This window comes from Sphingobacterium sp. UBA5789, from assembly GCF_002418355.1.
Taxonomy (GTDB): domain Bacteria; phylum Bacteroidota; class Bacteroidia; order Sphingobacteriales; family Sphingobacteriaceae; genus Sphingobacterium.
Genome location: NZ_DIDX01000007.1, coordinates 473412 through 499626 on the forward strand (window position 1 = coordinate 473412; position 26215 = coordinate 499626).

At 39.4% G+C, this 26215-nt stretch carries 21 protein-coding genes; 8 read left to right on the plus strand and 13 right to left on the minus strand.

Going from position 1 to position 26215, the window contains the following annotated elements:
- Window positions 1–321: 321 nt before the first annotated feature.
- From B4B65_RS19475 to xpt, 9 genes are all read right to left on the minus strand, one after another.
- Entirely contained in the window at window positions 322–1482 is a 1161-nt protein-coding gene (locus B4B65_RS19475; protein ID WP_293918071.1) for a TIGR03364 family FAD-dependent oxidoreductase, read from the minus strand.
- A gap of 15 nt (window positions 1483–1497) precedes the next feature.
- Window positions 1498–2799 (minus strand): DUF5690 family protein, encoded by a 1302-nt coding sequence (locus B4B65_RS19480; protein WP_293918073.1) that lies wholly within the window; start codon window positions 2797–2799, stop codon window positions 1498–1500.
- A 53-nt stretch (window positions 2800–2852) separates the two neighbouring features.
- Window positions 2853–3530 carry an HAD hydrolase-like protein gene (locus B4B65_RS19485; RefSeq protein WP_293918075.1) on the minus strand — a complete coding sequence of 226 codons (678 nt, stop codon included), beginning with the start codon at window positions 3528–3530 and terminating at the stop codon, window positions 2853–2855.
- Window positions 3531–3912: 382 nt separating this feature from the next.
- Window positions 3913–5727 (minus strand): RagB/SusD family nutrient uptake outer membrane protein, encoded by a 1815-nt coding sequence (locus B4B65_RS19490; RefSeq protein WP_293918077.1) that lies wholly within the window; start codon window positions 5725–5727, stop codon window positions 3913–3915.
- 15 nt (window positions 5728–5742) lie between these two features.
- Window positions 5743–9105 (minus strand): SusC/RagA family TonB-linked outer membrane protein, encoded by a 3363-nt coding sequence (locus tag B4B65_RS19495; RefSeq protein WP_293918079.1) that lies wholly within the window; start codon window positions 9103–9105, stop codon window positions 5743–5745.
- A gap of 258 nt (window positions 9106–9363) precedes the next feature.
- Entirely contained in the window at window positions 9364–10464 is a 1101-nt protein-coding gene (locus B4B65_RS19500; RefSeq protein WP_293918081.1) for a FecR family protein, read from the minus strand.
- Between the two features lie 63 nt (window positions 10465–10527).
- A complete protein-coding gene (locus B4B65_RS19505; RefSeq protein ID WP_293918082.1) occupies window positions 10528–11073 on the minus strand; it encodes an RNA polymerase sigma factor in 546 nt (181 codons plus the stop codon).
- A 260-nt stretch (window positions 11074–11333) separates the two neighbouring features.
- Window positions 11334–11915 carry a helix-turn-helix domain-containing protein gene (locus B4B65_RS19510; protein WP_293918084.1) on the minus strand — a complete coding sequence of 194 codons (582 nt, stop codon included), beginning with the start codon at window positions 11913–11915 and terminating at the stop codon, window positions 11334–11336.
- 447 nt (window positions 11916–12362) lie between these two features.
- On the minus strand, window positions 12363–12932 hold the full coding sequence (xpt, locus tag B4B65_RS19515) for a xanthine phosphoribosyltransferase (protein ID WP_293918086.1): 570 nt from the start codon (window positions 12930–12932) through the stop codon (window positions 12363–12365).
- A 258-nt stretch (window positions 12933–13190) separates the two neighbouring features.
- Here xpt and B4B65_RS19520 point away from each other — a divergent pair, with 258 nt between their 5' ends.
- The 5 genes from B4B65_RS19520 (at window position 13191) to B4B65_RS19540 (ending at window position 16604) form a co-directional block, all read left to right on the plus strand.
- On the plus strand, window positions 13191–14222 hold the full coding sequence (locus B4B65_RS19520) for a L,D-transpeptidase (protein ID WP_293918088.1): 1032 nt from the start codon (window positions 13191–13193) through the stop codon (window positions 14220–14222).
- 66 nt (window positions 14223–14288) lie between these two features.
- On the plus strand, window positions 14289–15041 hold the full coding sequence (locus B4B65_RS19525) for a murein L,D-transpeptidase catalytic domain family protein (RefSeq protein ID WP_293918090.1): 753 nt from the start codon (window positions 14289–14291) through the stop codon (window positions 15039–15041).
- 214 nt (window positions 15042–15255) lie between these two features.
- On the plus strand, window positions 15256–15795 hold the full coding sequence (locus tag B4B65_RS19530; RefSeq protein ID WP_293918092.1) for a GNAT family N-acetyltransferase: 540 nt from the start codon (window positions 15256–15258) through the stop codon (window positions 15793–15795).
- Window positions 15788–16363, plus strand: a complete 576-nt coding sequence (locus B4B65_RS19535) for a pentapeptide repeat-containing protein (protein ID WP_293918094.1) — start codon at window positions 15788–15790, stop codon at window positions 16361–16363. Before B4B65_RS19530 ends, B4B65_RS19535 begins: the two co-directional genes overlap by 8 nt.
- A 22-nt stretch (window positions 16364–16385) precedes the next feature.
- Window positions 16386–16604, plus strand: coding sequence for a DUF6965 family protein (locus tag B4B65_RS19540; protein WP_293918096.1), 219 nt, complete (start codon window positions 16386–16388; stop codon window positions 16602–16604).
- A gap of 99 nt (window positions 16605–16703) precedes the next feature.
- Here the strand turns inward: B4B65_RS19540 and B4B65_RS19545 are convergent, their stop codons facing one another.
- Together B4B65_RS19545 and B4B65_RS19550 are read right to left on the minus strand one after the other, a co-directional pair.
- Window positions 16704–19901: a TonB-dependent receptor gene (locus tag B4B65_RS19545; protein WP_409590164.1), complete on the minus strand. Its 3198-nt coding sequence runs from the start codon at window positions 19899–19901 to the stop codon at window positions 16704–16706.
- A gap of 88 nt (window positions 19902–19989) precedes the next feature.
- A complete protein-coding gene (locus tag B4B65_RS19550; RefSeq protein WP_293918100.1) occupies window positions 19990–20625 on the minus strand; it encodes a helix-turn-helix transcriptional regulator in 636 nt (211 codons plus the stop codon).
- 75 nt (window positions 20626–20700) lie between these two features.
- Between B4B65_RS19550 and B4B65_RS19555 the strand changes: the two genes are divergently transcribed.
- Genes B4B65_RS19555 through B4B65_RS19565 form a run of 3 tightly spaced genes read left to right on the plus strand, consistent with a single transcriptional unit; the run spans window position 20701 to window position 22405 of the window.
- On the plus strand, window positions 20701–21321 hold the full coding sequence (locus B4B65_RS19555; protein ID WP_293918101.1) for a superoxide dismutase: 621 nt from the start codon (window positions 20701–20703) through the stop codon (window positions 21319–21321).
- Entirely contained in the window at window positions 21318–21815 is a 498-nt protein-coding gene (locus B4B65_RS19560) for a DUF2480 family protein (protein ID WP_293918103.1), read from the plus strand. The genes B4B65_RS19555 and B4B65_RS19560 overlap by 4 nt, the downstream gene beginning before the upstream one ends.
- An 8-nt stretch (window positions 21816–21823) precedes the next feature.
- Window positions 21824–22405 carry an NADPH-dependent FMN reductase gene (locus B4B65_RS19565; protein ID WP_293918105.1) on the plus strand — a complete coding sequence of 194 codons (582 nt, stop codon included), beginning with the start codon at window positions 21824–21826 and terminating at the stop codon, window positions 22403–22405.
- Window positions 22406–22874: 469 nt separating this feature from the next.
- On the opposite strand, the gene B4B65_RS19570 is transcribed toward B4B65_RS19565, so the two are convergent.
- Complete coding sequence (locus B4B65_RS19570; RefSeq protein ID WP_293918107.1) at window positions 22875–24176, minus strand: acyl carrier protein; 1302 nt, start codon at window positions 24174–24176, stop codon at window positions 22875–22877.
- A 10-nt stretch (window positions 24177–24186) separates the two neighbouring features.
- Window positions 24187–26208 (minus strand): hypothetical protein, encoded by a 2022-nt coding sequence (locus B4B65_RS19575; RefSeq protein ID WP_293918109.1) that lies wholly within the window; start codon window positions 26206–26208, stop codon window positions 24187–24189.
- Window positions 26209–26215 lie beyond the last annotated feature (7 nt).

Sequence of the window (26215 nt, forward strand, 5' to 3'; positions counted from 1 at the left end):
CGTAAGGATACACAACCTGACAAAAATTAAAATTGTACAGTCTAAATTCAGAAGTTAATATTTCCATCAGGTTGATATTCCGTCAAATGATTACATTATCACTTTTTCGGAGTATTGCTTAACATGCTGTTAAAACGAATAACAAATATACCTTACCTGTCAGGATTAGGGGAATTAAAATAACGTAAGTATGCAGTAAATCAAAAAGTTGTAGCTATACAGCTACAAAACAAAGGTAGAATCGTATTTCCTATAAATAAAAAATGCAGAACCTTAATTCTGCATTTTAAAACATTTAATCTTTACAAGGATCATATGCTATCACACTTGAAATATATCGGCAATACTGGCTTCTGCATATCCTGCACTCGCAGTCATGCCTTTACCTCCTATACAAGTACGGATATGAATACGCTCGTCAATATTGTATTCCAGAATACCGTCTTCATGTTGTGCATAGAAACCGGCCCAGCTACTTGCGAGCTGATTGATATCAAAATTCACTATTCTCCCGGCCTCTTTTAGCATAAGTTCATTAATGTAGGAATCTAATGAAAATCCAAGGTCATCAAATCTTGAACCAGAGGAATACTCATGTGAATCTCCAATAATAATGCTGCCATCCGGAGCCATCTTAAAGAGTATATGTATGCCGTACTTCTTGAGTTCGTCATAATGTGCTGGTGTCGCTATTTTACCAAAAGACGTACAATTGTCTACAAAGCTCTCATATCTTCTTATCGTAAGACCTGTCAGAATATTTCCGTTAAGACCAATATCTTTTAATGGTTTTGTGCGCATCATCTGCAATTTACTGATAACCTGTCCGCTGTTCTCGAATAATTCTTTGAAAAGGAGTTTAAATTCATATCCGCAGCACAGAACCACTTTATCAGCCTGCAGTTTTTCACCGTTCGTTAATACCACTTCCGCAGTCGAACCCGTTACTGCACAATCAATAACCGGCGCATCAAATCGCAACGTATAGTTTTTAAATTTCACTTTCAGATATTCCTGTAATCTGCGAATCATGACCAGTGGTTCAACACTGAGCTCCTGTGCAAAAAACAAGGCCTCTCTTGCATACGAATCTTTTATAGCAGGATATTTATCCGTTATCTGCTGCTTATTTAATAACTCCTGTGTATATCCCAGTGTATCATAGTAATTCTTGAGTTCATGCAGGAGTGTCTGCTCATCTTCATCAGATGCAATATATACACTTCCGTTACTGCGTACAGAAAGATCAAATTCCTGCTGGATTTCCTGATAGATATCCAACCCTCTCACTCCATATCTAAACCATTTACCAGACATTCCGGACGGAACTACCTGACCAAAATTGCGAACAGTGGAGCCTACCGGAAAATTATCTTTTTCCAACTGGAGTACTTTTTTACCAAGCTTCAGGGCATGATAAGCATGAAAAGTACCCAGAATCCCCCCACCAATAACAATTAAATCATAAGATTGCTGTTCCATTATTCTTTTTCTTTATTAAAATTTAGTAGAAATAATACTTCGGCTGAAGTGTTCATTTACGTTTAAATCCTGCGTTTGTATAAATATATTCTTTTTTGATTTTGTTTTATTTGCAAAGTAAATCCATGAAGCTATCACACAACCTGCACCTATGACAGCCATCACAAATACCAGCTGACTAAAATACATAGCCCAGCTGATTTCAACAGGGCTGAATTCCTTGATGACAAGAATTGAAAGACTTCCCAGGTATCCGATAGAATCGGCCAGATACATGATAAATCCTATATTCCCTTTTACATGAAAATTGGCAATCATACGTTCAAAGAAAATGGCATTGTACGGGATGTATGCCATGTAAAGTCCCAGACCTACTGCGCTCATCCATGCTACACCTCCGATATACTGTCTGTCGAAGAGGTAAGTGGACAATCCGGCAATTACAAATCCACAGAAAATCAACAGATGAATAGCTTTAAAAGCTTTCAGATTGTCTTTTACCAATATCAAGAGACTGATTAAGATCAGTACAGCAATGGATATCAAGCCATCTACCTTTGCATATATATGATTATCCTGTACATGGATCATCTGCCATATTTCGACCTCAAAATTATCCCGTATATCCCGAAGAGCTGTCAGCATCACATAGATCCCAATCGTGATAATGATCCCCGGCAGAAAAGCCATTAGAAATTTTCTGCGTTGCAGCGCATTCATAGGCTCTCTTTTGGTTCTTAGCCTTTCATCCTCTGCTGTTGGCATGGGAATCATTTCCAGACAAAATACACTGATCAGAAAAGGTAACATAAAAACTAACCCGGTACAAAATGGCATCCAAAACTCATTAATCGAAAATAAATCCATCAATGTCCGCCCTACAGTCTTGACAAATCCTGAAGCAAAGATCAGACTGACAGACATGACAGCTCCCATGAACTCTGTACTTTTACGTCCTTCCAAATAGCTAAAAACTAACCCCCAGATCATTCCTAACGGAAAACCATTGACAGCCAGACACAGGATATTATAAGGTGCCGGTATAAGTGCAAATCCAAGTAGCCCTAACCAGGAGATACCAATTAAAGTCAGCAGATACTTTGCTCTGTTCTTGCCTTTCGATTCTGAAATAAAACGTATACCATAAAACTTACTGCACATATAGCCCAACATCTGTACGACAACAAGCCAGACCTTATAATCCAGTCCCAAAAATTCAGCTTCGTGAAATGTGGCTGCCGCAAAAGATTTCCGGAAGGCGTACATACTCGTATAACAGCTAAAAGCTGCCAAAGCCGCAAAAACGGAAACTATCATATAATTCCAGTTTGATGCTTTGTTTCGTAAGAACGTGAGCAGTTTCATAACTATTACCGGATAATAGGTAAGATATCGGCGATAGAATCGATAATATGTGTCGGTCCGTATGGTTCAAGCTCGCTTCGTGAAAAGGAGCCTGTAGTGACGCCAACCACATATTTACAACCTGCCTGGAGCCCCTCATTTATATCTACTTCCGTATCTCCTACTTTAGCTACTTCTTCTGCAGAAATAATTCCGAATTTGTCCATCATCCTGTAAATCATATAAGGATAAGGACGTCCGGCTTCTACTTCATCGCTGGCCACCATGATATCTATTTTGTTATTCCAATCCAGTCTGTCTATGATAACCTGTGCAATATCTTTTGAAAAACCGGTATCCAGCCCGATGTGTACACCTGAAGAACGAAGCTGCTCAAAAGTTTCTTCAACGCCTGGCAAAGGTGTAATATCCGGTGATGTATGATAAAAATCCAGCATCAGCGCAACAAAATCGTCATGAATAATATCGATTAATTCATCTGTAATTTTCGTTTTATCCTGCTCATATTTTTCCAGCATCATACGTATCGCTACAGGTTTTTTGTACCCCATAATAGGGTTTACATCTTCCACACTAACATTATAGCCTTGCTTAAGCATAGCCTCTGTAAATGATTGTCCAACATAATTTTTGTCTTTGACCGTAGTTCCGGCCATGTCGAATACAACGAGTTTAATTGCCATCCTTTGTTTTTATTAATACTTTGTTTTAAAAGATTCATTCAGTAGGCGCTTATTAAAAAAGCGTTTAACTGCATTTCAAAAATAAAATTCAGATATTACCTAAAAACTAAACTTTTGTTAAGTATTTGTAAACAAATAAAATTAACAAAAATGCCTTAGACAAACATTTAAACACTATTTATACAACCAAAATGACATAGAAAAACGAATATGTTTACAACTGTTAAACATAAAAAAATGCATACTCCTGACAGGTTTGTCAGGAATATGCATTCATTAACTATACAGGCCATCAAACCCGGAAATTAAAAAAATGCGATTAAGCATACAGAAATCAATTTGAAAAATTATTCTGAACTGATTCCTGTAGCCTCATCAGTACTTACCACCCAAGTGTCTGTACCAGATTACTTCCTTCCAGTACCAACTGACTGTTGGCCACCGGATAATAGTAATACTTAGGTTTAACAAATTCTTTCTTTTTGTCTCTTGCTATGGTAAACATGATATGACCGCTGTTCCCGTTTTCGAGATAGATAGTCGTATTATTACCATTCGCATCTTTGAGATAGTACAACGTGATGTTCTTTAATTCTGCTTCTGTAAGATGACTTATCGGTCCTGTACTGGTCGCTGATTCCAATATGGCGATATCTACTTTACCGTCTCCGGTTACATCCATAGGTCCTAATGCTTTTACATACATTCCCTGTTGCTGATCTGCAAGCCGCTGCCCGACTTCCCATCTGAAAACATCTCTGTATCGCTGACCTTCGCATGCCAGCTCTACACGTCTTTCCCTACGAATTTCCAGAATCAGACCGATATCACCTTCATTCACATTGCTGTAATAAGCTTGTTGTTTGGGATCTATTGATGCACTCACCTGACTAAGGATCATATTCGGCATGCCTACCCGGGCACGCAACTGATTAACAGATTTATCCAGATCGGCCTGATTATTCAGAATACCCAGCTCTGCTTTTGCTTCAGCAAAAATCAATAATACTTCGGCGTATCTGAATACAAATGCATCTGTATATGCAGCTTCCCAGCTGATCATGTCCGCTACTTCCGGATAAAATTTTATCTGATTGTATCCACCTAAGGTCGGTTTGAGACGATGAGGAGCAGTAGCATTTACAGCCTGAAACCCGGGTTTCATAAATGTTTGCTCAAATCGCGGATCTCTGTTTACAAATACTTCATCAATATTTTTAGTTTTATAATCCGGCTGATCCGTAAAGCGACTTCCGTCTTTCATCAGATAGCTCTCCATGAGTGTCTGGCTTAAAGCCCATTCGTAATCCAGTACCGTATGCGCATTTCGTCTGCGTCCCAGATCTTTATCGTAATCTATAAACAGGATCGTTTCCGGATTTGCCTGCAGATTCTGACTGATAAAAAGATCACGGTATGCCCGGTTTACTCCTCCGGTTTTACTGATCTGAAACCCGCCCTCATTTATTATTTTCTCCGATGCGGATACCGCTCTTTCCAGAAATTTCTTGTAACTGTCTTTCAAGCCCAGATAGGTATGGTATTTTCTATATGTACCTTCCTGTAATGCAAATTGTGCTAACTGAGCCAAAGCTCCCCATCTGGTAATTGTTGATTTATGTCCGTCAGGCTTTATATTCGCTGCTGCAAATTCAAGATCCGCCATAATTGAATCTACAACCAGGGCACGGCTATCCTGCTTTTTATTAAGCAGTTCATTATCTCCTGTACCCATTGTACTGCCATACCACGGCACATCGTTATACGTATTGACTTTATCTATGTAAAACCGTGCTCTGAAAAATTTAGCTACCCCCACATAATGATTGACATCTTCTGCTTTTGCATTTTTTACCCGTCCGTAATTTTCCAGAAAAAAGTTGATATTCCGAAGTCTGGTCCAACTCCATACAGATGCATTCTGAGGTGTAACTCCTCCCCTCATTATTTCATCAATAGTACTTCCTGAATTGTGATGTGCTAAGTTGTCCGTACCTAAATCCGCAATAGGTGCATCCAGATATCCGTAAAAACCATCCGTATATGTCTTTAAATCTGTAATACTGGTAAAAAACACCTCTGGTGTAATAGATGTAGTCGGATATCTATCCATAAAATCATCATTACAGCCTGTCATCAGAGACAGTATTCCAAGCAAAGCGCCTCCTGCTATTATCTTTCTTATTATATTTTGCATGATCGTGTTCCTTTTTTAGAAAATAAAATTTAGGCCTAAAGAATAAGTTCGCTGAAATGGATAAGCCGTTCTGTCTCCTACGATTTCCGGATCCAGATAGTCCATGAGTTTGGTAAATTCAAACAGATTTTCTCCGCTTCCGAATATACGTATGCGCTCTACCCCCCATTTGTCTGTCAGATATTTGGGTAATGTATACCCTACAGTCACGTTTTTAACACGCAGATATCCTGCATTCTGGATATATTTGGTCTGCGTTGCTGCCAGTTCGATTCCACTTTGCTCAGCAACATAAGATTTTGGTCTTGGCAGATAAGCATTAGGATTTTCCGGAGTCCAGTGGTCCAGATTAAATTTAGTAAGACTAGCCCACGGTTGTGCATAAATACCCCAGAAGTAATGATCTCCACCAGACGGATAATAATTTCTTTTACCTACACCTTGCAGAAATACGCGGAGATCAATACCATTCCAGGCCGAACTCAGATCCAGACCATAGGTGTACCGTTGTCTGGAATTACCGATAATTTTATAATCACCAGGATTAGCAAGTGTCCAGTCGCCACGGTTTACTTTGCCATCTCCGTTGATATCCGCAAACTTCAGATCACCTGGTTCGAGTCCACGCGTTCCCGGATAAGAAGTGACATCATACTGATTCGCATGAGCCGCAATTTCTTCTTTAGACTGGAAAAATCCTAAAGTGGTCAATCCCCACATTTCTCCTATTTCCTGTCCTACGTAATAATCGTTCAGATTATTCTTGGGATTATTGTATTTTTCAATAAATGCTCTGCTGTCTGCCAGATTAAATCGTGCAGAGAAAGAAAGAGGCTTATGTCCGAGCATAAATTCTTTATTATAGCCCAACGTCAGCTCCCAGCCTTTGGTCATCAGGTCTGCTGCATTCTCAACTGGCACACCTACTCCAAGTACAATCGGTAAAACACGACCTGCAGTCAGCATGTCTTTTGTATACCTTCTGTACATATCAAAGGATCCGAAAAACTGATTATTAAACAGGCTGACATCTACCCCGAAATTGGATTGTGTAATTGTCTCCCAGGTAAGTGTTGAGGATACCAAACCGGGGCTACTCACAATTGGAGGACGTTTGCCATCCAGAATTACACCTGTTCCTTTTGGCATATTAGCGATATACGGATAATAATTATCCTTAAGATCCTGATTAGCCAGAGATCCGTACGAAGCCCTCAGCTTAAAATTATCAACCGTATTTTTAAGGGGTTCAAAGAATTTTTCCTGAGAAACTACCCATGCTCCGGAAACAGACGGGTTAAATGCAAAGCGATCCTTTTTAGGGAATCTGGATGATCCGTCATACCGCAGATTAGACTCCACTATATACTTATCTTTATAGGAATAATTTAACCTTGCAAATCCTCCTCTTACCGCCCAGGCATAATCTAAGGCTCCTACAGTAGGGATCTCTCCTGTCGCCAGACCAATAGTAGGAAGAGAATTGGAAATTAACTGATCTCTGGATGCAGAAAATCCTTCATATATACGTTCCTCCTGATTAAAACCAAGCATGACCGAAAAGTAATGATCTTGAATTGTCTGCTGATATTGCGAATAGATATTGTAGACATTGTAACGTGTCTCATCACTATTATTGGAAGCCATACTGTTAAAATTCTGGCGATTTAATATTCCTGGACCTGTACTGAACTGTAGTGGTAACTGAAAGAAATGACTTTTACCGGAAACTCTCCGGAATGTAGCATCTCCATTCAGACTCCAGACGCCTTTGATAAAGTCTATTTTCGCACCGAAGCTACTCTGGAAATCATTTACCCGTTTAATACTTCTTCCGCCTTCCGCAACAGCACCTATCATATTGACCCCTGCCTGCGTGTATGTTCCGTCAGGATTGTAGACCATATCCAGAGAAGGTTGACGGTTTACATTATGCCAGTACAGATAACCCTGGTCTATTGCAGACGGCTGATCGTATTTATCATTTGTATACGTTGTATTATTTGATAAGGTAAACCAATCCGTTATTTTATAATCACCTTTGGCTCTGAAGTTGTAACGGTCGTATGTATCAGGGCTGATTCTCAACATACCGTTCTGTCTGAAATATTCCCCTGAAATATAATAGGAAGAACGTTCATTTTTCTGTGATATACTGATGTTATTGGTATAAGAAGGCTGTGCATCTTTATAAACTTCCTTAAACCAGTCTGTAGATCCCAGATAGATGTAAGCATTCGGATTTTGCGGATCTGTGATCACACGAGGCAAAGAAGGATTTTCACTTAGCTGTTTACCATATTCCAACATTTTTTCGTCATACAGATTATACCAGGGTGCAGACATTATATTCCGGTACTTCATGACTTCATACGGATCATCTTCAATCTGTACGGAGCGGGTAATTGCTTTTGCCGCAAAAATAGAATTTAAAGCAATCTTAATATTTGCACTAGTCCCTGCTTTGGTAGTGACCAATACAACTCCGAATGCCGCTCGGCTACCGTAAATCGCAGCAGAAGCCGCATCTTTGAGTACCGTTACACTAGCGATATCCATTGGATTCATACGGTTCAGTTCATCATTGGTTGTAGGTACACCATCGATGACAATCAGCGGCCCTCCTCCCGAAAGCGAGGTATATCCCCTCACATTGATCTCAGGAGAACTGTTGGCTCTTCCGCTGGTAGGTGTAATATTCAGATTGGCCATAGCTCCCTGCAAGGCTGTTCCGACATTTGTAATCGGACGGCTATCTAAGAATTTTTCACCAATCTGATCCACAGCTCCGGAAAGATTCACTCTTTTTTGTGTACCGTATCCTACTACGATGACTTCTTCCAGGTGGGATTCTTCAGTTTCCATACGCACATTGATCTCATTTTTGCCTGATACGACTACCTGCTGGTCTTTGTATCCTATAAAACGAAACAGGAGTATTCCTTTTTCAGGAACACGGATAGAATACCTGCCATTAGCATCCGTTTTGGTCGAAAGACCAGCGACTCCCAATACAGATACCGTGACTCCACGCATGACACCAGTCGAATCACTGACAACTCCCGAAATTTCATTATCTGTTTTTTTTCTTTCTTTGATGACAATAGTACCTCCCAGAATCTCGATGGCTAAATTCCGATCCTTAAGTGCACGATTCAGCACAACCCGGACATCCAATTCGGAAGCAAATACATTGACGCGGCCTGCACGCTCCAATAATTGTTCATCATAAAAGAAACGTAGCTTCGTTTGTTTGGTTATCTCCTGAAGTACATTTTCTATTCTTGCGTTTTTCATGGAAAGACTCACTTCCTGCGCATATCCTGATGCTCTGGCTCCTAGTGTACACAGCAGGACCAGAATACAAATTAACTTCATAGTTAGTAGGACTTTAAAAACAAGTGGATTTGATCGACTTCTCCAGTCAACTTGTTCTATTAATGGAGAAAAAAAATTCATAACTTTGAATTGTTAAAGGTTAATAAATCAATAGAATTCACATTTCAATTAAAAATTTGCCTTTTTCAATACAGGGGGTGCTCCAACACCTCCTTTTTTTATTGTAAAGGCACTAAATCAGAGAGGTCAGGTTCGATTCATATTTTTGTGGTTTGGGTTAATAATTCATATCATTTACTATTTCACGATGACTTTACGTCCATCTATTTCAAATCTGCGTTGTGTTGCTGATGACAGGATATTCAATACTTCAGACAGTTTAGCCTCTCTGCTGATAGCACCTTTATACGTTGTATTTACGATTAAAGATTCCGCATTTACGATTTCAACATCGTACCATCTGGCCACCTCCTTAATAATTTCTGACAGATTATCACTGTCAAAATAAAATTCACCACGCTGCCAGGCTGTATTTTTTTGAATATCAGCTGGTGAGACTGCAACTTCACCACCTTTTATGAGTGCTTCATTTCCGGGAGATAACAAGGTTTCCTTTTGACCGGAAATAATCTTCACCTTTCCTTCTACAAGTGAGGTACTGATCTCATCCGTATAAGCATTGACATTAAAACTGGTTCCCAGTACTTCTATTACAGATCCGTTCAACTCTATGCGGAAGGGTCTGTTTGGATCCTTTGCAACATCAAAATAGGCTTCTCCGGATAATTTTACTATGCGCTGGTCTGAATGAAATACTGTAGGATACGACAGTTCCGAGGAAGAATTAAGCCATACATTTGTTCCATCACTCAAAGTCAGCTTATATTTCCCTGCTTTCGGAACCTCTACTGTCAGTAATCCATTTTCTGCAGTCGAATGCAGGTTGTGATCACTCACCGAATCTATTGCTGTTTCACGCTTGCCATTGGGGTAAGTAATAACGGCATAGGAAGAACCGGGCATAATATCATTTTTATATTGTCCGCTGGAATCCGGAATTACAGCCGCCAACTCCACAGCGTGGGATGTATAATTACTTTTCCAGTATATCCCTAATAACCCTCCCATGACAACAAGCATAACCGCAGCAACAAGCAGACGCTTCCATGTAAAGAATCCTGAAGATGTTTGTGTATCTTCTTCCCGCTCTATCTGATCAAGGATTACCGACTTTGACCTTTTGAGGCTATCTGTACTATCCTGCTCTGCAGAAGGCAGTTCATCCCCAAAAGAATAAAACCATTCTATTACCTGTTGCTCCTCTTCAGGAGTACATTGACCATTCAGATATTTCTGTAATAATTTTTTAGCCTGCTTATTGAGGTTGTCTTCATTCATACAACCTTATAACCTGACTAAACAGAGAAAAGTACCGAAGAAAAATAAAAAAAAATTAAAATATTATTTGACAAGTATTTTAAGCCGCGACATGGCCAGGGAAATATTGTTTTTGACGGTTTGTTCAGAGATTGATAATTGGGAGGCAATATCTTTTATGCACATATCTTCTCCTCTGCTGAGGTTAAATATGGAGCGCATTGTGACCGGCATTTTCTGCACTTCATCTTCCAGTAATTTGGCCAGTTCCTGAGCCATCAGTTTATCCTCCGTATTGTGCAGACAAATTATATCCTTTTCTGCTTTGACCTGTAATTGTTCAAAATGCTTTACCCGCTTTTCACTTTTGACCATCCAGTCGATCACTTCGTAACGTGCAGCTTTGAAGAGATAAGGATAGATCGAATCTCCCACTTCTATATTGGCACGTCTGTTCCATAATGACAGAAACACCTCCTGTAAGATGTCCTCCGTATCTGTAACGGAACGTATTCTTTTCAGGATAAAACGAAAAAGTATATCCGAGTACCTGTCAAACAAAATTGAAAAGGCTTGTGTGTTGTTCTTTTTAATTGCATCGAACAATTCTTTATCAGACCACGTATTCATGACTTTCCATCCCAAATTTAAGTATTCTTTACCTGTGAAATAGTGTATTATCCACAGCACAAAGTTATAATTGTAATGCTAAGCTAATGTTAAATCAATGTTTTTCCAAAAATAATTATATCCGGAAGAATGAAACCATTGTGTAAAGTAAAACAGTGGGATAAAGTTTTTTTCCTTAGCCGGAATAATTATATAAAATAAAGTATGATCAGGCCCGGCACTCTGCTTATAATGACTAACTATTTTTACAGTCCCATTGATCAGGCTTTATCCTGTTCAAAAAAATACACGATCAACATACTTGCTTTTTGTGTACCCGGATTACGTGGAGAATGAGAAAGTCTTCCGTCAAACAGTATAGAATCTCCTTCTTTGAGGTGTATTACTTCATTTTCAAAAATGTATTCCACCTCTCCTGCCAGAATATATTTGTATTCAAAGGCCTCTGTAGTGACCATAGGACGGTTTGCATCCGGCTCTAATTCCAGAAGTACAATATCCATTGTAGAATTGACGATGGAGGTGGTAAAGATCCTTCTGTACATAAATCCCAATGCATGTTCTTTTTCAAAGGGTTCATATTGTTCTTTACGTCGAACAATAACTGGCCCTAAATCTCCATCAGATGTAAATCCTTTAAAAAATTCTGTAAGGTCAATTTCCAGCGCTCCGATAATATTAATCAAAACCAAGAGTGAGGGAACAGTCCGGTTATTTTCAACCTGAGAAATTAAACCTTTACTTACCCCTGCTCTGTCGGCCAGATCCTGTATAGTAATACCTTTTCCTTTACGTATTTCTTTAATTCTTGAACTTATCTTGAATATGGTGTTATCTTTCATTTGTGTATCATTTACTTTTAATACCTGCTCGTCAACCAACAGTTACATTCGCATTTGTTTGCGTTTGTCAAATCTATGTTACAAGAATATTTTCATATTTTAAGGCATCTCTTTCAAACATAATAAATAAAATCAAAAAACGGGTCCTACATGCTCCCTTAAAAGGCTTAATAAGAGCTAAAAAGCCAATATTAACAGCAATTTAACATGTGGCTAACAGAAAAAAATCAGCTGTTTTTTTTATTCTTCTGAAAATCAATATTATGTTTAAAAACTATGTTAAATTGTATTTAACGCATACTATTCGGAATATACTACCCGTTATATAATCAAAGATTTATTTGTCCGATCAAGTATAACAGGTACAAATAATATATCATAAACGGAAAGCCCGGACAGTATCGATACTGTCCGGGCTGTTTATATTAGAAAGATACTGTCAATTTCTTATCCGAAAACAATGTGTCCGTCACCCAGCTCTTTAATTTTTGCCAGCGACTCTACCTGTATATCCGGAATTGCCCTTAACAATTCTCCTCCCTTTTGAAAAGATTTTTCGATGATAAATCCCATTGCCAGCAACGTCGCTCCAGCTTCCTTGACCAGATCATAAACCCCTGAAGCAGCATTTCCGTTTGCCAGAAAATCGTCAATAAATACAACTCTGTCTGAAGGTCCCAGAAAGTCACGGCTTACACAGATATCATATGTCTTGTCTTTAGTAAAAGAGTAAACCGAAGATACCAGCATATTTTGCATAGTTTTAGGCATTGCCTTTTTAACAAATACAACAGGGAGCTCCAGCAGATACCCCAGCATAATGGCGGGTGCAATACCACTTGCTTCAATGGTGATAATTTTATTTACAGAAAGATGGCCAAAACGTCTTACAAATTCTACTGCGATAGATTTCATCAATACAGGATCCATCTGATGATTTATAAAACTATCTACTTTCAGGATACCTCCTTTAAAGCTCTGCCCGTCCTTCAAAATTCGATCTTTCAATATATCCATATCATTTACCTCTATTATAGTACCTTTTATTCTTTTGTCAGGTACTTATTCGCTGAAAAATGTTGCAAATATACAATAATCCGGATACGGGATTATGTATCAGGATACTTTAGCACACTTTTTGTATATCTCAGCTATTACAAATTCATCTTTGGTTTACTCGGATTATTTGATTTTGCTTTGAAATAAAAAAAAGTGGCAGTATATTGAATTAAAAAACAGGCACATCAGGATGACTTAGCAACAGCTATCTAAATTATGAAACAAACAAAACAGGTTTATTTAACTTTTTACCTCATACTCTTATTATCTTCATGTACCTCTAAAAAGAGTCCTGAACAAACACAAGAAAACAACAAAAAGGATTCACTGGAACAGGTAGCCAAAATGCAAAAGGAAGCCGAACGGCAGAAGCCCGTTGAAGCTGCAGATATCAACCTGAAAAAAGAGTTTCTCTATGACAAACATAGTCTGGAAGATACTTATCCCTACAAGGATACTACCCGTAATTTTCAATGGGATAAGATAAAAGAACGTCTGGCATATGTCGTCAATTTTCAAAAGAAAACCGGACAATATGCTATCCTTCAGAACTATAAAAACAAAAACAGGGAAGCTCCTGTTGTCAAGCATTTTGAGCGTAACGCTTATACCCGCGTATCCGATTCTCTTGGAGTGGAGCGCTATCAGTCAGCCCCATTATATGTTGTCGGTGAAACGGACCAACCTATCCGATACGGAAGAGACGGCTCATTGGTCAGACTCATGAGCAGCGATACACTGGATATGGTCAAGATCGAAGGCATTTCATTTGACGGAACCTGGGATGTTCCCAAAAGGTATGTCAAAGCCATCAGTGATTCCACGACTTTCAATCATGTGGTAGTAGTAGATGTGCGCAATCAGAATATATGTACATTAGAAGGTTCGGGTAAAGACTGGACCATACGGAGTATGAATCCGGCCACTTCCGGCAGGCATAAACCACCTCATGCTCAGGAGACACCTGTAGGTTTGTTTATGATACAGGAACACAAGTCTAAAATGTTTTATTATAAGGATGGAACAACCACTATTGATGGCTTTGCACCTTATGCGAGCCGTTTTACCAACGGAGCATATATACATGGCATACCCGTCAATAAACCGGCTACAGCTATTATTGAGTACAGCGCCTCTTTGGGGACAGTTCCCCGTTCACATATGTGTGTCCGCAACGCTTCTTCACATGCAAAATTCGTCTATAATTGGGCTAAACCCATGAATGCACTGGTCATAGTGATAGATTAACGTTATTTAACATTTTGAAAATCATATTATTACTACCTTTGTAGTGGAAAATTGTGATTTTGTGTTATGATTAGATTTTTGTATATTTTCTCGTTAGTATTGTTTACCTCGTCATCAGCATCTGTTTATACAGGTAAGCATATTGAAAAAAAAACCGTTGTAAAACCAATTAAAAAAGTATCTCCTGTTCAACAACTGTACGCCAGCATGCATCTGGAGCCTATTCTGAAATTAGAGGCTTTTGAGCAAGCTATGCGCGGACGGAGTATGTTGTCAACGGATAACAGGGACACGATGACGATTATTGATTTTACACTCCCTTCAACAGAAAAAAGACTGTACGTACTTGATCTGAAAAACAGAAAAGTACTTTATCACAGTCTGGTGTCGCATGGCCGCAACAGCGGCGAAAAATTTGCGACTTCTTTCTCCAACCGCAACAATTCGTACCAAAGCTCACTGGGTTTTTATGTTACAGAAAAGACATACCAGGGTGGTAACGGGTATTCGCTTGTGCTGAATGGTCTGGAAGAAGGAATAAATGACCATGCAAAAGAAAGAGCTGTAGTAATGCACGGTGCTGATTATTGCAGTGAAGCGGTCATTGCCTCTACCGGACGTCTGGGTCGGAGTTATGGATGCCCGGCACTTCCGCGCGAACTTAATGCAGAGATTATCAACACGATTAAAGAAGGAACTCTTCTTTATATCTATGCGGATAATCAGAATTATGCGGCTAAAAGTGACGTTCTTAACCGTGAATCTTCACTGATTGCGCAAAGGGATATTGAAAACAATGAAAAACATCATTTGAATTAGCATAGCTTCTCAAGAGGTATGTTTGAAGATGTTAAAATCAATCCGATTTCAGAAATAGTCTGGACTATGGGTTTATTTTAGCATCTTCTTTTTTGATGTAATATTCCAAATAGGTCAAATTCCTCTACGGAACTATTTTCTTCACTGAAAATCGAACAGCATTTTGGGCTGTTCTGAAAGGATTTGTATCTTTAGTGCTTAACACTATGCGTATATGATCCGGCTGGTTCCGTTCCGACAATCTAACTTTGAGCAATTAATTCAAATGGTGCCAAGTGAAGAATTACTAGTACAATTTGCCGGCACTATTTTTTCATTTCCACTTACCGTTCCACAATTAGAATTCTATCTAGGTGATCCTTACAGACTTGCTTTTGCAGTTTACACGTTGTCTGAAAACAGATATATAGGTCATGCAGAATTGTACAAGAGCGAACAGCTTCAATATAAGATCTGCAGAATATTAATCGGGACATCCGAAGACAGAGGAAAGGGCTATGGTTCTGCATTGATTCATGCCTTATGCAGCTATGCATTCTGCGATCTGCAGGCCGAAGAAATCGAGCTAAACGTATTTGACTGGAATACGGCAGCCATACACTGTTACCAGAAGAACGGGTTCTCCTTTCGATCTGAAAAGGATAGAATCATAGCATCATCTACCGGACAAGTACTGAATTCTCTGAATATGGTATTAAAAAAAGAACTATTTAACAAATCAAATCAAGCTAACACAGATCTATCCCATGAGTGAACACTATATACAGGATGAAACTTTTGAAAGAATGGACTATACTTCCCTTGCGCTGGCAAAAGGAGAATATGACAATTGTACATTTATCAACTGCAATTTTGCGGAACAGGATCTTTCGGGATTCAAATTTATAGACTGCAGTTTTAAGCATTGTAATCTGAGTCTCGTCCGTCTGGAAAAAACAGCACTACGCGATATCCTGTTTGAGGATTGCAAAATGATAGGCATACGCTATGAAAACTGCCTTGATTTCGGACTCGCCTTTTCATTCAAACGATGTCAGCTGCAGCATTCATCTTTCTATGGGCTGAATCTAAAGAAAATAGTTTTTAATGAATGTTCCCTTCAGGAAATAGATTTTTCGGAGAGTGATCTTTCCCAGTCAACTTTTAAAGATTGTGATCTGCTAAGGGCCAGTTTTTATCATACCAATCTGGAGAAAGCCGACTTAAGATCAGCTTACAATTATTCAATCGACCCTGAAAATAATAAACTTAAAAAAGCCAGGTTTTCAGTTTCAGGAATAGCCGGACTACTGGATAAATATAATCTTCAGATTGAACATTAATTGACACATATCTATTGCTTATTTGGCTATATTTGTGGCTATGGATGCAGCTGAACTAAAACAGTATTTTTCAAGCCGAGAACTACCTACCGAAATCCGAATAGCCTCACACATGGTGGTGACAAATATTCCCGAATTTTTAAGAATAAGCTTTATATGCGTGGATATGTGGGAAAAAGATGTAGAAAAATGCCCTTCGTGGGTACGTTTACAATTGCTTAAAGAAGCATTGGAACAGTAAACAATTTATCTCTTTTATACTCTCCTGTATTTAAGAACTTATAAGAATCAAAAAAGCACGTCTTTGCAGACGTGCTTTTTTGATAAAGATCATTATGGATTAGAATCCGTAGCGTAAACCCAACTGAAACTGGTAGGGATTACCGGAAGGATTGACAATTCCGGAGTTGTTTACACGGTAATTGAACTGTTGTTTTGTGACATCAAACTGAGGTACAGCAGGTGTTCCTGTTTCTTTATTCTCAGGTATTCCCAATGCATACAATGCCTGTGAACCCAAAGATTCGTTGACTCCCCAGTCTTTCTTAAAGAGGTTACCAAGATTAAAAATATCAGCTGATACTTCCAGTGATTGTGTACGTCCAAATTTGATTTTCTTCGCAATACGTAAATCTACAATTCCGTAGAAACCGTTTACACCGCCGTTACGCTCAGCTATTTTACCTGAATATTTCAGGATATAATCTTTGAGGCTCTGACTCGCATTCGGATTATTCAGAAGATCATTTAACCCGGCCGCAACATTGGCTGCTGTGTTGGCACTGTTCGGATCAAATATGTAAGCAAGATCGTTCGTATTAGATACAAAGTCACCGTTGATATTACCACCCGCAAGTAAGCTGTATCGTGTACCACCGATTCCGGAGTAACGTACACCGACACTCACACCGTAGAATGTAGGTAAGGTACCATAGAATACTACTTTATGTCTGAACTGGCCGTTTGAATAGCTCATTTTACTCAGATCACGAGGATCATCTTTTACAGGAAGAGAAAGAGTAGCTGTATTTGCGACGTTACCATTGTAAGAAGTATTATCTTTTGTATCATTCCACGTATAGCTCAATGATACAGAGCCGTCCTGAAAGTATTGATATGATCCATCCACGACTACGGCGAATTGATTGATTTTACCTTCACTGTTCAATTCCAATACACGGCCAAATTTGTTACTGATACGCCCTTGTTTCCAGTCAGCAGCACCATTTACAATTGCTGTAGCCGGCACATAAACGCCACGGTTGTCTTCATTCGCTAATCTGAAGAACGGATCTGCGACCATATTGCGGTCTACATACATGTAGTTATTACGTCCTAATGTCGCAAAACCTGTCACCCCTACTTTTATACGATCATTGATGAATCGGGTGTAGGAAAGATTGGCTTTGTATACAACCGGAATCTTTGCATTATCGGAATACGTATTGATGGTTGGAACCTGAAAAGCTTCCAATGTCGGAATACTACCCGGATTCTGACGATAGGCATTAAAATCCGGTCTTGGTACATCCGCACCACGTACGTCTACAGTTGCAAAATGCTTTCCATCAAAAGTCAGGTTATTGATGGTCATATAGTTGTTGATGTCTGAGGCAAAGATACCTGCTCCGAAACGGAGGAAGTCAGTTTTGTTTTCATTGACATCCCAGGTAAACTGTACGCGGGGTTGTACTACAAATGATTTCAGCTTATTATCAGTGCGAACTCCTACTTCAGAAAGTAACAGTTCATTCAAAGGTGAAGTCGGATAGTGGCCATAATCCAGACGAAGACCTGCTGTCATATCCAGACCTCTTGCAAGTTTGGTCTGCATCTGTCCATAGATACCGGCATTAAAGATAGATCCGGTTACCGTTGGATCAGCCATTAAAGGTACCTCACGATAGAATGCATATGGAGTCAGATTATCAAAGTTTTGCAATGCCGTAAACTGATCACTTGGTCTGAACTGAAAACGTCCGTTAACCTCACTGCCATAAAGGGACTTCGCATGCGTATACATAAGGTCTACCCCAAATGTATAGTTTATTTTATCCGTACTTAGATACACGTTATCCACCAGTTGGATTACATTATTTGTAAATCCTTCCTGAGCAAAACGGTGTCCTCCAAGCTGCACATTAGTAGCCAGAGACTTTCCGTCTACAGGAGAAGCGATGTTCTCAACAATAGCTCTTGGAATATTAGCTCCCGGAAGCTGATCACCCGGGCTGCTTTTTTGGTAAGTGTAAAGATGTTGTACTTTTAGTTCATTGGTCAGTCGTGGTGATAATGATGTACGCAAAGTTGCCAGCAAACTGTTATCTATGTTTTTATCATTCCCGTATGATTCAAACATATTAATAGCTGTATTATCTTCCAGTCCTAATTTGTTTCTGTCGTTGGTATAATTATCACGGATGGTCAATAAATTTTTCTCATTGATCTGCCAGTCTATACGTGCAAATACCGCATCTGAGCCACGGGTTTTGTCAAATGATCCGTATTGTGCCCCTTCTCCCAGACCATATTTATTCCGACCTATATTTACAAACTGATCTAAAGTAGCACGTGTAATATTAAAACGACTTTCGTCTGTTGCAGATTGTACATCAGCGATAATCAGAGGACGTGCATCTCTTTGATGATCCCAGGCTACAAAAAAATGAAGTTTATCTTTGATAATAGGACCTCCCAAAGTAAAACCATACTGATACGTAGAAAACTTATTGCTGCGTTTGTTACCACGAATATCATACGGACTGGATAACCAGTCTGCACGAGCATATGTCCAGGCACTTCCGCTCAGTGTATTTGTACCAGCCTTAGTCACGGCACTCACTGTCCCCCCGCCACTTCTTCCATAGGTCACATCATACTGATTGGTAACCACTTTGAATTCACGGACAGCTTCGATTGAAATAGAATATGGTGCACCGCTACGGCTGGTAGTAGAACCTGCAGAAGTCGGATTTTTTGCAGTCATACCGTCGATGGTAAAGTTAGTGGATGAACCTAATTGACCTGAAAGATTATCTCCTCTGTTTAACGGCGAAAGATCCATAAGAGAAGTAAAATTACGTCCGTTCACCGGAAGTTTTGCGATATCTTTTGCAGATACGGCTGTAGCTGCTCCGAGATTCTCGATCTTATTTTTCATAGAATTGGCGGTCACATCTACGATATCCAGTGTATTACTGGATTCTTCCATCGGAATGACAACGCGAATGATATCTCCCTGATTAAGCATAAATCCGTTACGGACCTGCTCACTATATCCTACATATGTAGCTCGTACTACATAAGGGCCTCCCAACGGAAGTTCTTTAAATGTAAAATCGCCGTTAGCTGTTGTAGATGTTTTGGTGTTGAATCCTGTAGATTCGTTTCGGATCTGTACAGTCGCTCCTGCTACTGCATGTCCTGCCCCATCTGTAATCTTTCCGGAAATACTGGCTTGTGTCGTTTGTGCCATGACGTCATAATGACCCCATAACAATAAGCATAAAATAGTAAGTAAATATCCTTTCATATACATTGTTGATTGATGGGGCTAAAATAGTTGTAGCGTATTAACTTATGACCACCAATAGATTAACAAATGATTTAGAAAGTGTAAAGAAATCTTACTCCTTTTGTTTAATGAGATAAGCGCAGCGGCGAGCTCCTGCTACTATATGGCTAATACGATTTACTGTTACCTGTGTACCCAGTACAGACTGAAAAGTGTTAAGTTCATTATCACAGAATCCCTGACACTGTGAAGCGGCCGCACAGATAGGACAATGATTTTCGATAAAAAGATATTCACCATCTGCTTCGCTTCTGTATTCGGCCATATACCCTTCCCGCTGACGAATATCGACAAGTGCTTCTATACGCGGTTCGAGACCTCTTATCCCGGTAAGATGTCGTGTGTAACGGTCCAGAATTTCTTCCCCGTTAGCTTTTATGACTTGCTCTAATGCTTTTTCTCCTAATGTCTCCCGGATAGTACGGATAAGATTAACAGTCAGATCTGCATGTGTATCCGGAAAACGGGATTGTCCTTTGGAAGTCAGTGCCCATATTTGTTGTGGACGTCCCCTTCCTTTTGATTCCGTAGTAGACTCTACCAAACCTTCATTCGCCAGTTTTAACAAATGGAAACGTGCGCCTTCAGTAGTCACTCCCATCTCTTTGGCCAAAGCAGTCAACGGAAGTGCCCCTTTGGTTTTGAGTATCCAAAGTGATTTTTCATTATCCGGCAAACTATTATTCATAATAAACAAAGTAATTATTTGGTTTAATAAACAAAGTTAATACCTTTGTTAAACAAAAACAAAATTACAAAAATTATGGCTTATCAATTACCGGCTCTGCCTTACTCATACGATGCATTAGAACCTTTCATCGACAAGGCAACCATGGAAATCCACCATGACAGACATCATCAGGCTTATGTAGACAACCTGAATAAAGCTCTTGAAGGTCAGACTACTCCTGAATCTTTAACAGCTTTACTGGAAAATATCAGTAACTATTCTCCTGCTGTACGCAATAATGCAGGTGGTCACTACAATCATGAATTATTCTGGAATATTCTTTCTCCATCGGCCCAGACACAACCACAGGGAGCACTTGCAGATGCCATTCTGGCTAATTGGGGTTCTTTAGAAAATTTCAAAGAACAGTTTGGTCAGCTCGCAATGACGCGTTTCGGCTCTGGTTGGGCCTGGTTATATGTCAAATATAATGGCAGTATTGCTATTTGTTCTACTCCTAATCAGGATAATCCACTAATGGACATTAATAGCACAGACAGAGGATTCCCGATAATGGGTATAGATGTGTGGGAGCATGCTTATTACCTAAAATATCAAAACAAAAGGGCTGATTATCTGGCTGCTTTCTGGAGTATTTTAGATTGGGAAGCGGTATCCCGAAATTATGATGCTATACGTAACAGAAAATCATGACAGGAGAAATTGTGAACAAGGTGCAGCAGACAGGTATCATCGGTCTCGATCTTATGGATTATGCACCTCAGGTATCTTTTATACAACTGGACATCAAAGATATGTTGTATATGGGGATGATGCTCAAAGAGAAGGAATTCAGGGAAAAACTGCAGCAACTGGATTTCTCTATATTCAAAGGTAAGGCCGTCACTATTATGTGTTCTTCGGATGCTATCGTTCCACAGTGGGCGTATATGCTGCTGACAACTTTGCTACGCCCTTATGCATTCAGCCTATCCTTTGGTGAGGAGGATCATCACTATCAATCACTTTGGACCAACGCCATTACATCTGCCGATTTTACTCATCTCAAGGAAAAAAAGGTAGCCGTCCGTAACGATATCAAAGTCCCCGAAGGAATCTATATGGCTGTTACATCCAGATTATTACCGTTGGTTTCCGGACTTATGTATGGGGAAGTGGGAATGCCAAAAGTCATTTACAAAAAATAATACAGGTTATGAACATACTTATTTTTAACGGAGCTCTGGAGAGAAGACCATCTTCTACCTCACATAGTATCATTCAATTTTTACAACAAACACTGGAAGAAAATGGGATCCATTCTACCGTATTCAATCTGGCAGGATCTGCCATACCTCTATTTGATTTTACTCTTTCTAAAACACCGGTCGCTGTAGAGATTATGGCGCAGCAATTCAGAGAAGCTGATGCGCATATCTGGCTTACCCCACTCTACCATGGCAGTATGACAGGAGTGATGAAGAACTGTCTGGATTGGTTAGAAATATCAGCAAAGGAACCCAAACCTTACCTGACAGACAAAATGATCGGTCTTATTTCATGGGCTGATGGCGGACAGGCACTTCAGGGTATTAATGCCATGGATGCTATTGCTAAATCTTTGCGTGCCTGGCCTGTACCTTTCAGTGTACCGATCGTAAAACCGTTATTGTATGAAGAGGGATTGCCCGGGCAGATTACTAAAGTATACCAGCAAAAGCTGCAGCTTCTGATCCATATTCTTGTCAGCAAGCAGATATCAGCAAGATCTCTGCAGGACAATGATGTTACACTTTAACATCTCTTAACATTTCGACGCACACTATAGCGATTCTGACAGCGTTATAGTAGTGTAAAAAATGACTTTTCATAATTTAGGTTAATAATTGATAAGATCCTCATTCATCACCCCGGTGTTTGAGGATTTTTCATTTTTCACTCCTCATGGGCAAGATTTCATCAGTTGGTGGGGACACCAACTGACGCCGGAAAGTTTCACTATACTAAAGATCTTTTATTTTCCCTTTTTGCATTTGATGATATTCTCACCACCAAGGTTTTAATAGTTGCTGCAGACGGCAACTGGCGCCGGAAAGTTTCACTATGCTAAAGATCCTTTATTTTTCCATTTTGCATCTGACGAAGTTCTCACCAGCAAAGTAATTATTCCGTAAATCAGGTTCTAAACACAGATCTTAAAATAAAAAGAGAGCCTGAAGTTAGTTCAGGCTCTCTTTGCTCATAATCCGTATCAGGACATAACTTACTTAAAACAGTTGATATAAAGCATGTATATCCCCTTGCTTCAGCTTAATTTCCCCTTTCAAAACAGACCAGTCAGCTGTTGTTCTTGTCGCACTCAAAGTGATATTTTCGATATGATTCCATGCCGATCCGGAATCTTTTTTTACAAATATTCTGTTCCAGCTATCTTCACGCAAATGCATATAGAAGTAATTCGGCACATTATTTCTGGTATCTGTAAAGTCTGCAGGAGTTCCGGTATTCAAAGCTATTAGATCACCTTTTACCTGCTTTTTGAATTTGTAGAACATCTTTTCAGGCAGATAAGCTGCTAAATGTGGAGATGAACGTATGACAAATTGCAGATCCGGCACCTCAGCTTCCCTGACCTCCTTCTTCTCCGACATCTCAAAATTATCATCCAGATCATAGGTGACAATTGTATCGATCTGTTTGACAGGATCTTTCTTCCACTGCATATCTACATAGCCTCCAAGATATTTGGAAAGTGTATCCACCGGAATCTTATGCTTCTCCAGACTGTCTTTATATTGGTTTAAAACAGGTCTGAGATCAGCGTTTAACCATCCATAGGCTACACTTGACGTATCCAGCTGACGCGCTGTTGCCTGCTCCGGTGCATGCCATAAAGCGGTATATATATTACCTTCCAGTTTGATATTCCCATTATAAAAGTTTGTCTTTACAACAGATTTATTCTGCAGATCTGTATACAGCAGATCTGCTTCCAATGTATCTAACTGCATGGATTTGGCAGTGGTGAGATTTTTAATATTCTCTAACAGATCACGCATTATGGTAAGACGTTCTGCCGCTCCCAATCCGAATCCAACTACAAATCTGTCCTGACTGAATAAAACCGCAGAACGTTGGTTTCGTGCCTGTACAAAATAGAATTGGGTTCCTTCCACTAATACGGGTTCCAGCGCAAAATTGACTTTCAAAAATTTAGCAAAAGCCTCCTTATCTTTCAGTGACTGTATAGTATAGTAGGTATTTGGATCATTCTGTAGTGAAAACAGATAGACATTCGCCGGGATATCCCATCCGGATTCCCAGATCTTAATCCGCTCCAGGCTATCTCTTTTTGGTTCTTTTTTACCACCAAAGTAAGTGCCCGGATGAATCAATGCATTTTTCGCAAGTGAAGTCAGCATCCGGTCAACAGAGATACGGACTACAGCTTTACTCTGCACATGTATCTGTGCATCTCCCGAAGCAGATTGCCGCACAGTCAGATACCCCCACACGCCCAACACTACTACAATAATCACAACCAAAATCCATAGGAATACCTTTTTCATGCGCTTCTATCTATTTTGCTGTTTTAAGAAAAGAATCTATTGTACCCATGATAAATGAAACTGCATTCTTTCCTTTTGCCGGAAATTCGACAGACATCTCTCCACTGATCTTATTCCCTTTCATACCCGGAGAAGCAATATAAACCGGACCATATTGTTCCAGCTCATTAACAGTCTCCTGCATCTCTGATATAACAGGAACATTCAGATCTCTTAATAACTGAGGAATGCGGGATGTATTCAGAAAAGCAAGGAAACTGTTTTTCTTCAATAACTTGGTATATGTTGATCCTGCTTTTTTGTGAATTTTATTATCCCGTATATCTTTTAATTCCTGACGGTCATTTCCTACGAATACAATTCCGTTATTGATCAGTACAAACGCATTAAAATCTTGCCCTCTCTTACGTACGAATTCGTATACACCATCATTATACAGCACGACCTTTTCTTTCAGTCCGACTTTCAGCAATTGTTCAAAAATTCTGGGATCCGCAGAAGAGAACATCCACAAAAACTTAGGAAGTTCTTCCATTTTGGTACGTTCTACTGGAATACTATTATAATCTTCATCATATTCGTAGTCTGTATATTTCACTTCTTCTTTGACGACACCATTCAACACAAACAGGTTATCCCCAGGAAATACTTTAGCGATCGCTTTTTCGTCCAGCAGGATATCAAATAAGGTTGTACCTAAAGTCAGTGCTTCTTTGTAATTAGGTAGAAGAGAAGCATAATAGCCTTCCATATACTTCGGCATAAACTTCAGGTAAGCTTCTGTATTGATATTTGCAGAAATCACACCAAGTGCATTTTGATCTACGTATTGGTAAAACTTAGGGTTTGGTTTTTTCTTATAAATATCTTTATAATACCGAACCAGACTTTTATCCACTTCCATATCTGCGACCAGTTGCAGTTTATTACCTTCAACAACAAGATTAGCTGTCAATTCTCCTAATCCAAACTTGAATTTGGAATCATACAACGGGTCGAATCCGGTAGTCAGATACAAGAAGTATTTTGGGAAATAGTCATTGTACAATCCTTGCACACTCTTCACCCAGATATTAGCAATCGCATTTGGATTCAGACGTTTTGCAAATCCGGTATTGGAAAAGTTATTCGCTCCCTGCGCACTAATAATGGTGGATAACCTTTGATTCATCGCCTGAGTAACAATGGCACTTTTGATGGAATCATCATGTACAACCATTTTATAATAATCCGTTTGATCCTCATCATCCTCTTCACTGTCATCATAAGGTACATCCATTACGATTTCGGGAACACCGGTTGGTGGTGTTTCTATCTCCGGAACAGCGATGACTTCAGGAGATTTAGGCGGAGATATAGGGACAGACAGCGTTTTTTCTTCCGTGAGCTCTATAGCTTCTACTTCAGGCACCTCTTCTGCCATTACAGTATCTACCTGCACATCATCATACATATCAGCATAAGTAGTATCCGCCATTGCAGAATCTACCTCCACATCATCATACAGGTGACTCAGTCCCCTGCTTTGCAGACCATAGCGTCCTGCAATACTATCTTGCTGAAAGTATTCATCTGTAATGATTCCTGTCAGCATATACAACGTATTGTTGTCCCAGCTCACACGTGTCTCGCGATCTTTAGAATAGAATGTCTGCATTCCATCTACCATCTCGATCTTTTTATGCGCAGGGATCATAGCGCTGAATTTTTTGGCATCCGCCAATGGAATCAATGCACCTATATAGTTAATACTATCGTTCTTAAGGTTATAAATATAGGCCTGAGAAGAAAGATTTATTCCAAGATCCTCGATGTTCTTTACATTTCTAAAATTGCTTTCATCCATCTTTTTGAAAAATCCGGCCTTTCTCAATGTTTCATTAAAGTCCTGAGGATTGGCAAAAGAAAAGAATTTCTTTGTATCAAGAGTGACAACCAGATTGGCATCTGCAGGTATTTTACGAACCAGATCCTGTGCATAAGCGCTTACAGAGACAGCAGTAGTCATCAATACTGTAAGCAAAAATTTCATATTCATA

What these genes read in the sequence shown, in the direction of transcription:
- B4B65_RS19575 (WP_293918109.1), bottom strand. Translation starts at nt 26,208, where the DNA reads ATGAAATTTTTGCTTACAGTATTGATGACTACTGCTGTCTCTGTAAGC.
- B4B65_RS19490 (WP_293918077.1), bottom strand. Translation starts at nt 5,727, where the DNA reads ATGCAAAATATAATAAGAAAGATAATAGCAGGAGGCGCTTTGCTTGGA.
- B4B65_RS19530 (WP_293918092.1), top strand. Translation starts at nt 15,256, where the DNA reads ATGATCCGGCTGGTTCCGTTCCGACAATCTAACTTTGAGCAATTAATT.
- B4B65_RS19550 (WP_293918100.1), bottom strand. Translation starts at nt 20,625, where the DNA reads ATGAATAATAGTTTGCCGGATAATGAAAAATCACTTTGGATACTCAAA.
- B4B65_RS19525 (WP_293918090.1), top strand. Translation starts at nt 14,289, where the DNA reads ATGATTAGATTTTTGTATATTTTCTCGTTAGTATTGTTTACCTCGTCA.
- B4B65_RS19560 (WP_293918103.1), top strand. Translation starts at nt 21,318, where the DNA reads ATGACAGGAGAAATTGTGAACAAGGTGCAGCAGACAGGTATCATCGGT.
- B4B65_RS19485 (WP_293918075.1), bottom strand. Translation starts at nt 3,530, where the DNA reads ATGGCAATTAAACTCGTTGTATTCGACATGGCCGGAACTACGGTCAAA.
- B4B65_RS19500 (WP_293918081.1), bottom strand. Translation starts at nt 10,464, where the DNA reads ATGAATGAAGACAACCTCAATAAGCAGGCTAAAAAATTATTACAGAAA.
- xpt (WP_293918086.1), bottom strand. Translation starts at nt 12,932, where the DNA reads ATGGATATATTGAAAGATCGAATTTTGAAGGACGGGCAGAGCTTTAAA.
- B4B65_RS19535 (WP_293918094.1), top strand. Translation starts at nt 15,788, where the DNA reads ATGAGTGAACACTATATACAGGATGAAACTTTTGAAAGAATGGACTAT.
- B4B65_RS19480 (WP_293918073.1), bottom strand. Translation starts at nt 2,799, where the DNA reads ATGATAGTTTCCGTTTTTGCGGCTTTGGCAGCTTTTAGCTGTTATACG.
- B4B65_RS19510 (WP_293918084.1), bottom strand. Translation starts at nt 11,915, where the DNA reads ATGAAAGATAACACCATATTCAAGATAAGTTCAAGAATTAAAGAAATA.
- B4B65_RS19495 (WP_293918079.1), bottom strand. Translation starts at nt 9,105, where the DNA reads ATGAAGTTAATTTGTATTCTGGTCCTGCTGTGTACACTAGGAGCCAGA.
- B4B65_RS19520 (WP_293918088.1), top strand. Translation starts at nt 13,191, where the DNA reads ATGAAACAAACAAAACAGGTTTATTTAACTTTTTACCTCATACTCTTA.
- B4B65_RS19505 (WP_293918082.1), bottom strand. Translation starts at nt 11,073, where the DNA reads ATGAATACGTGGTCTGATAAAGAATTGTTCGATGCAATTAAAAAGAAC.
- B4B65_RS19475 (WP_293918071.1), bottom strand. Translation starts at nt 1,482, where the DNA reads ATGGAACAGCAATCTTATGATTTAATTGTTATTGGTGGGGGGATTCTG.
- B4B65_RS19565 (WP_293918105.1), top strand. Translation starts at nt 21,824, where the DNA reads ATGAACATACTTATTTTTAACGGAGCTCTGGAGAGAAGACCATCTTCT.
- B4B65_RS19570 (WP_293918107.1), bottom strand. Translation starts at nt 24,176, where the DNA reads ATGAAAAAGGTATTCCTATGGATTTTGGTTGTGATTATTGTAGTAGTG.
- B4B65_RS19555 (WP_293918101.1), top strand. Translation starts at nt 20,701, where the DNA reads ATGGCTTATCAATTACCGGCTCTGCCTTACTCATACGATGCATTAGAA.
- B4B65_RS19545 (WP_409590164.1), bottom strand. Translation starts at nt 19,901, where the DNA reads ATGTATATGAAAGGATATTTACTTACTATTTTATGCTTATTGTTATGG.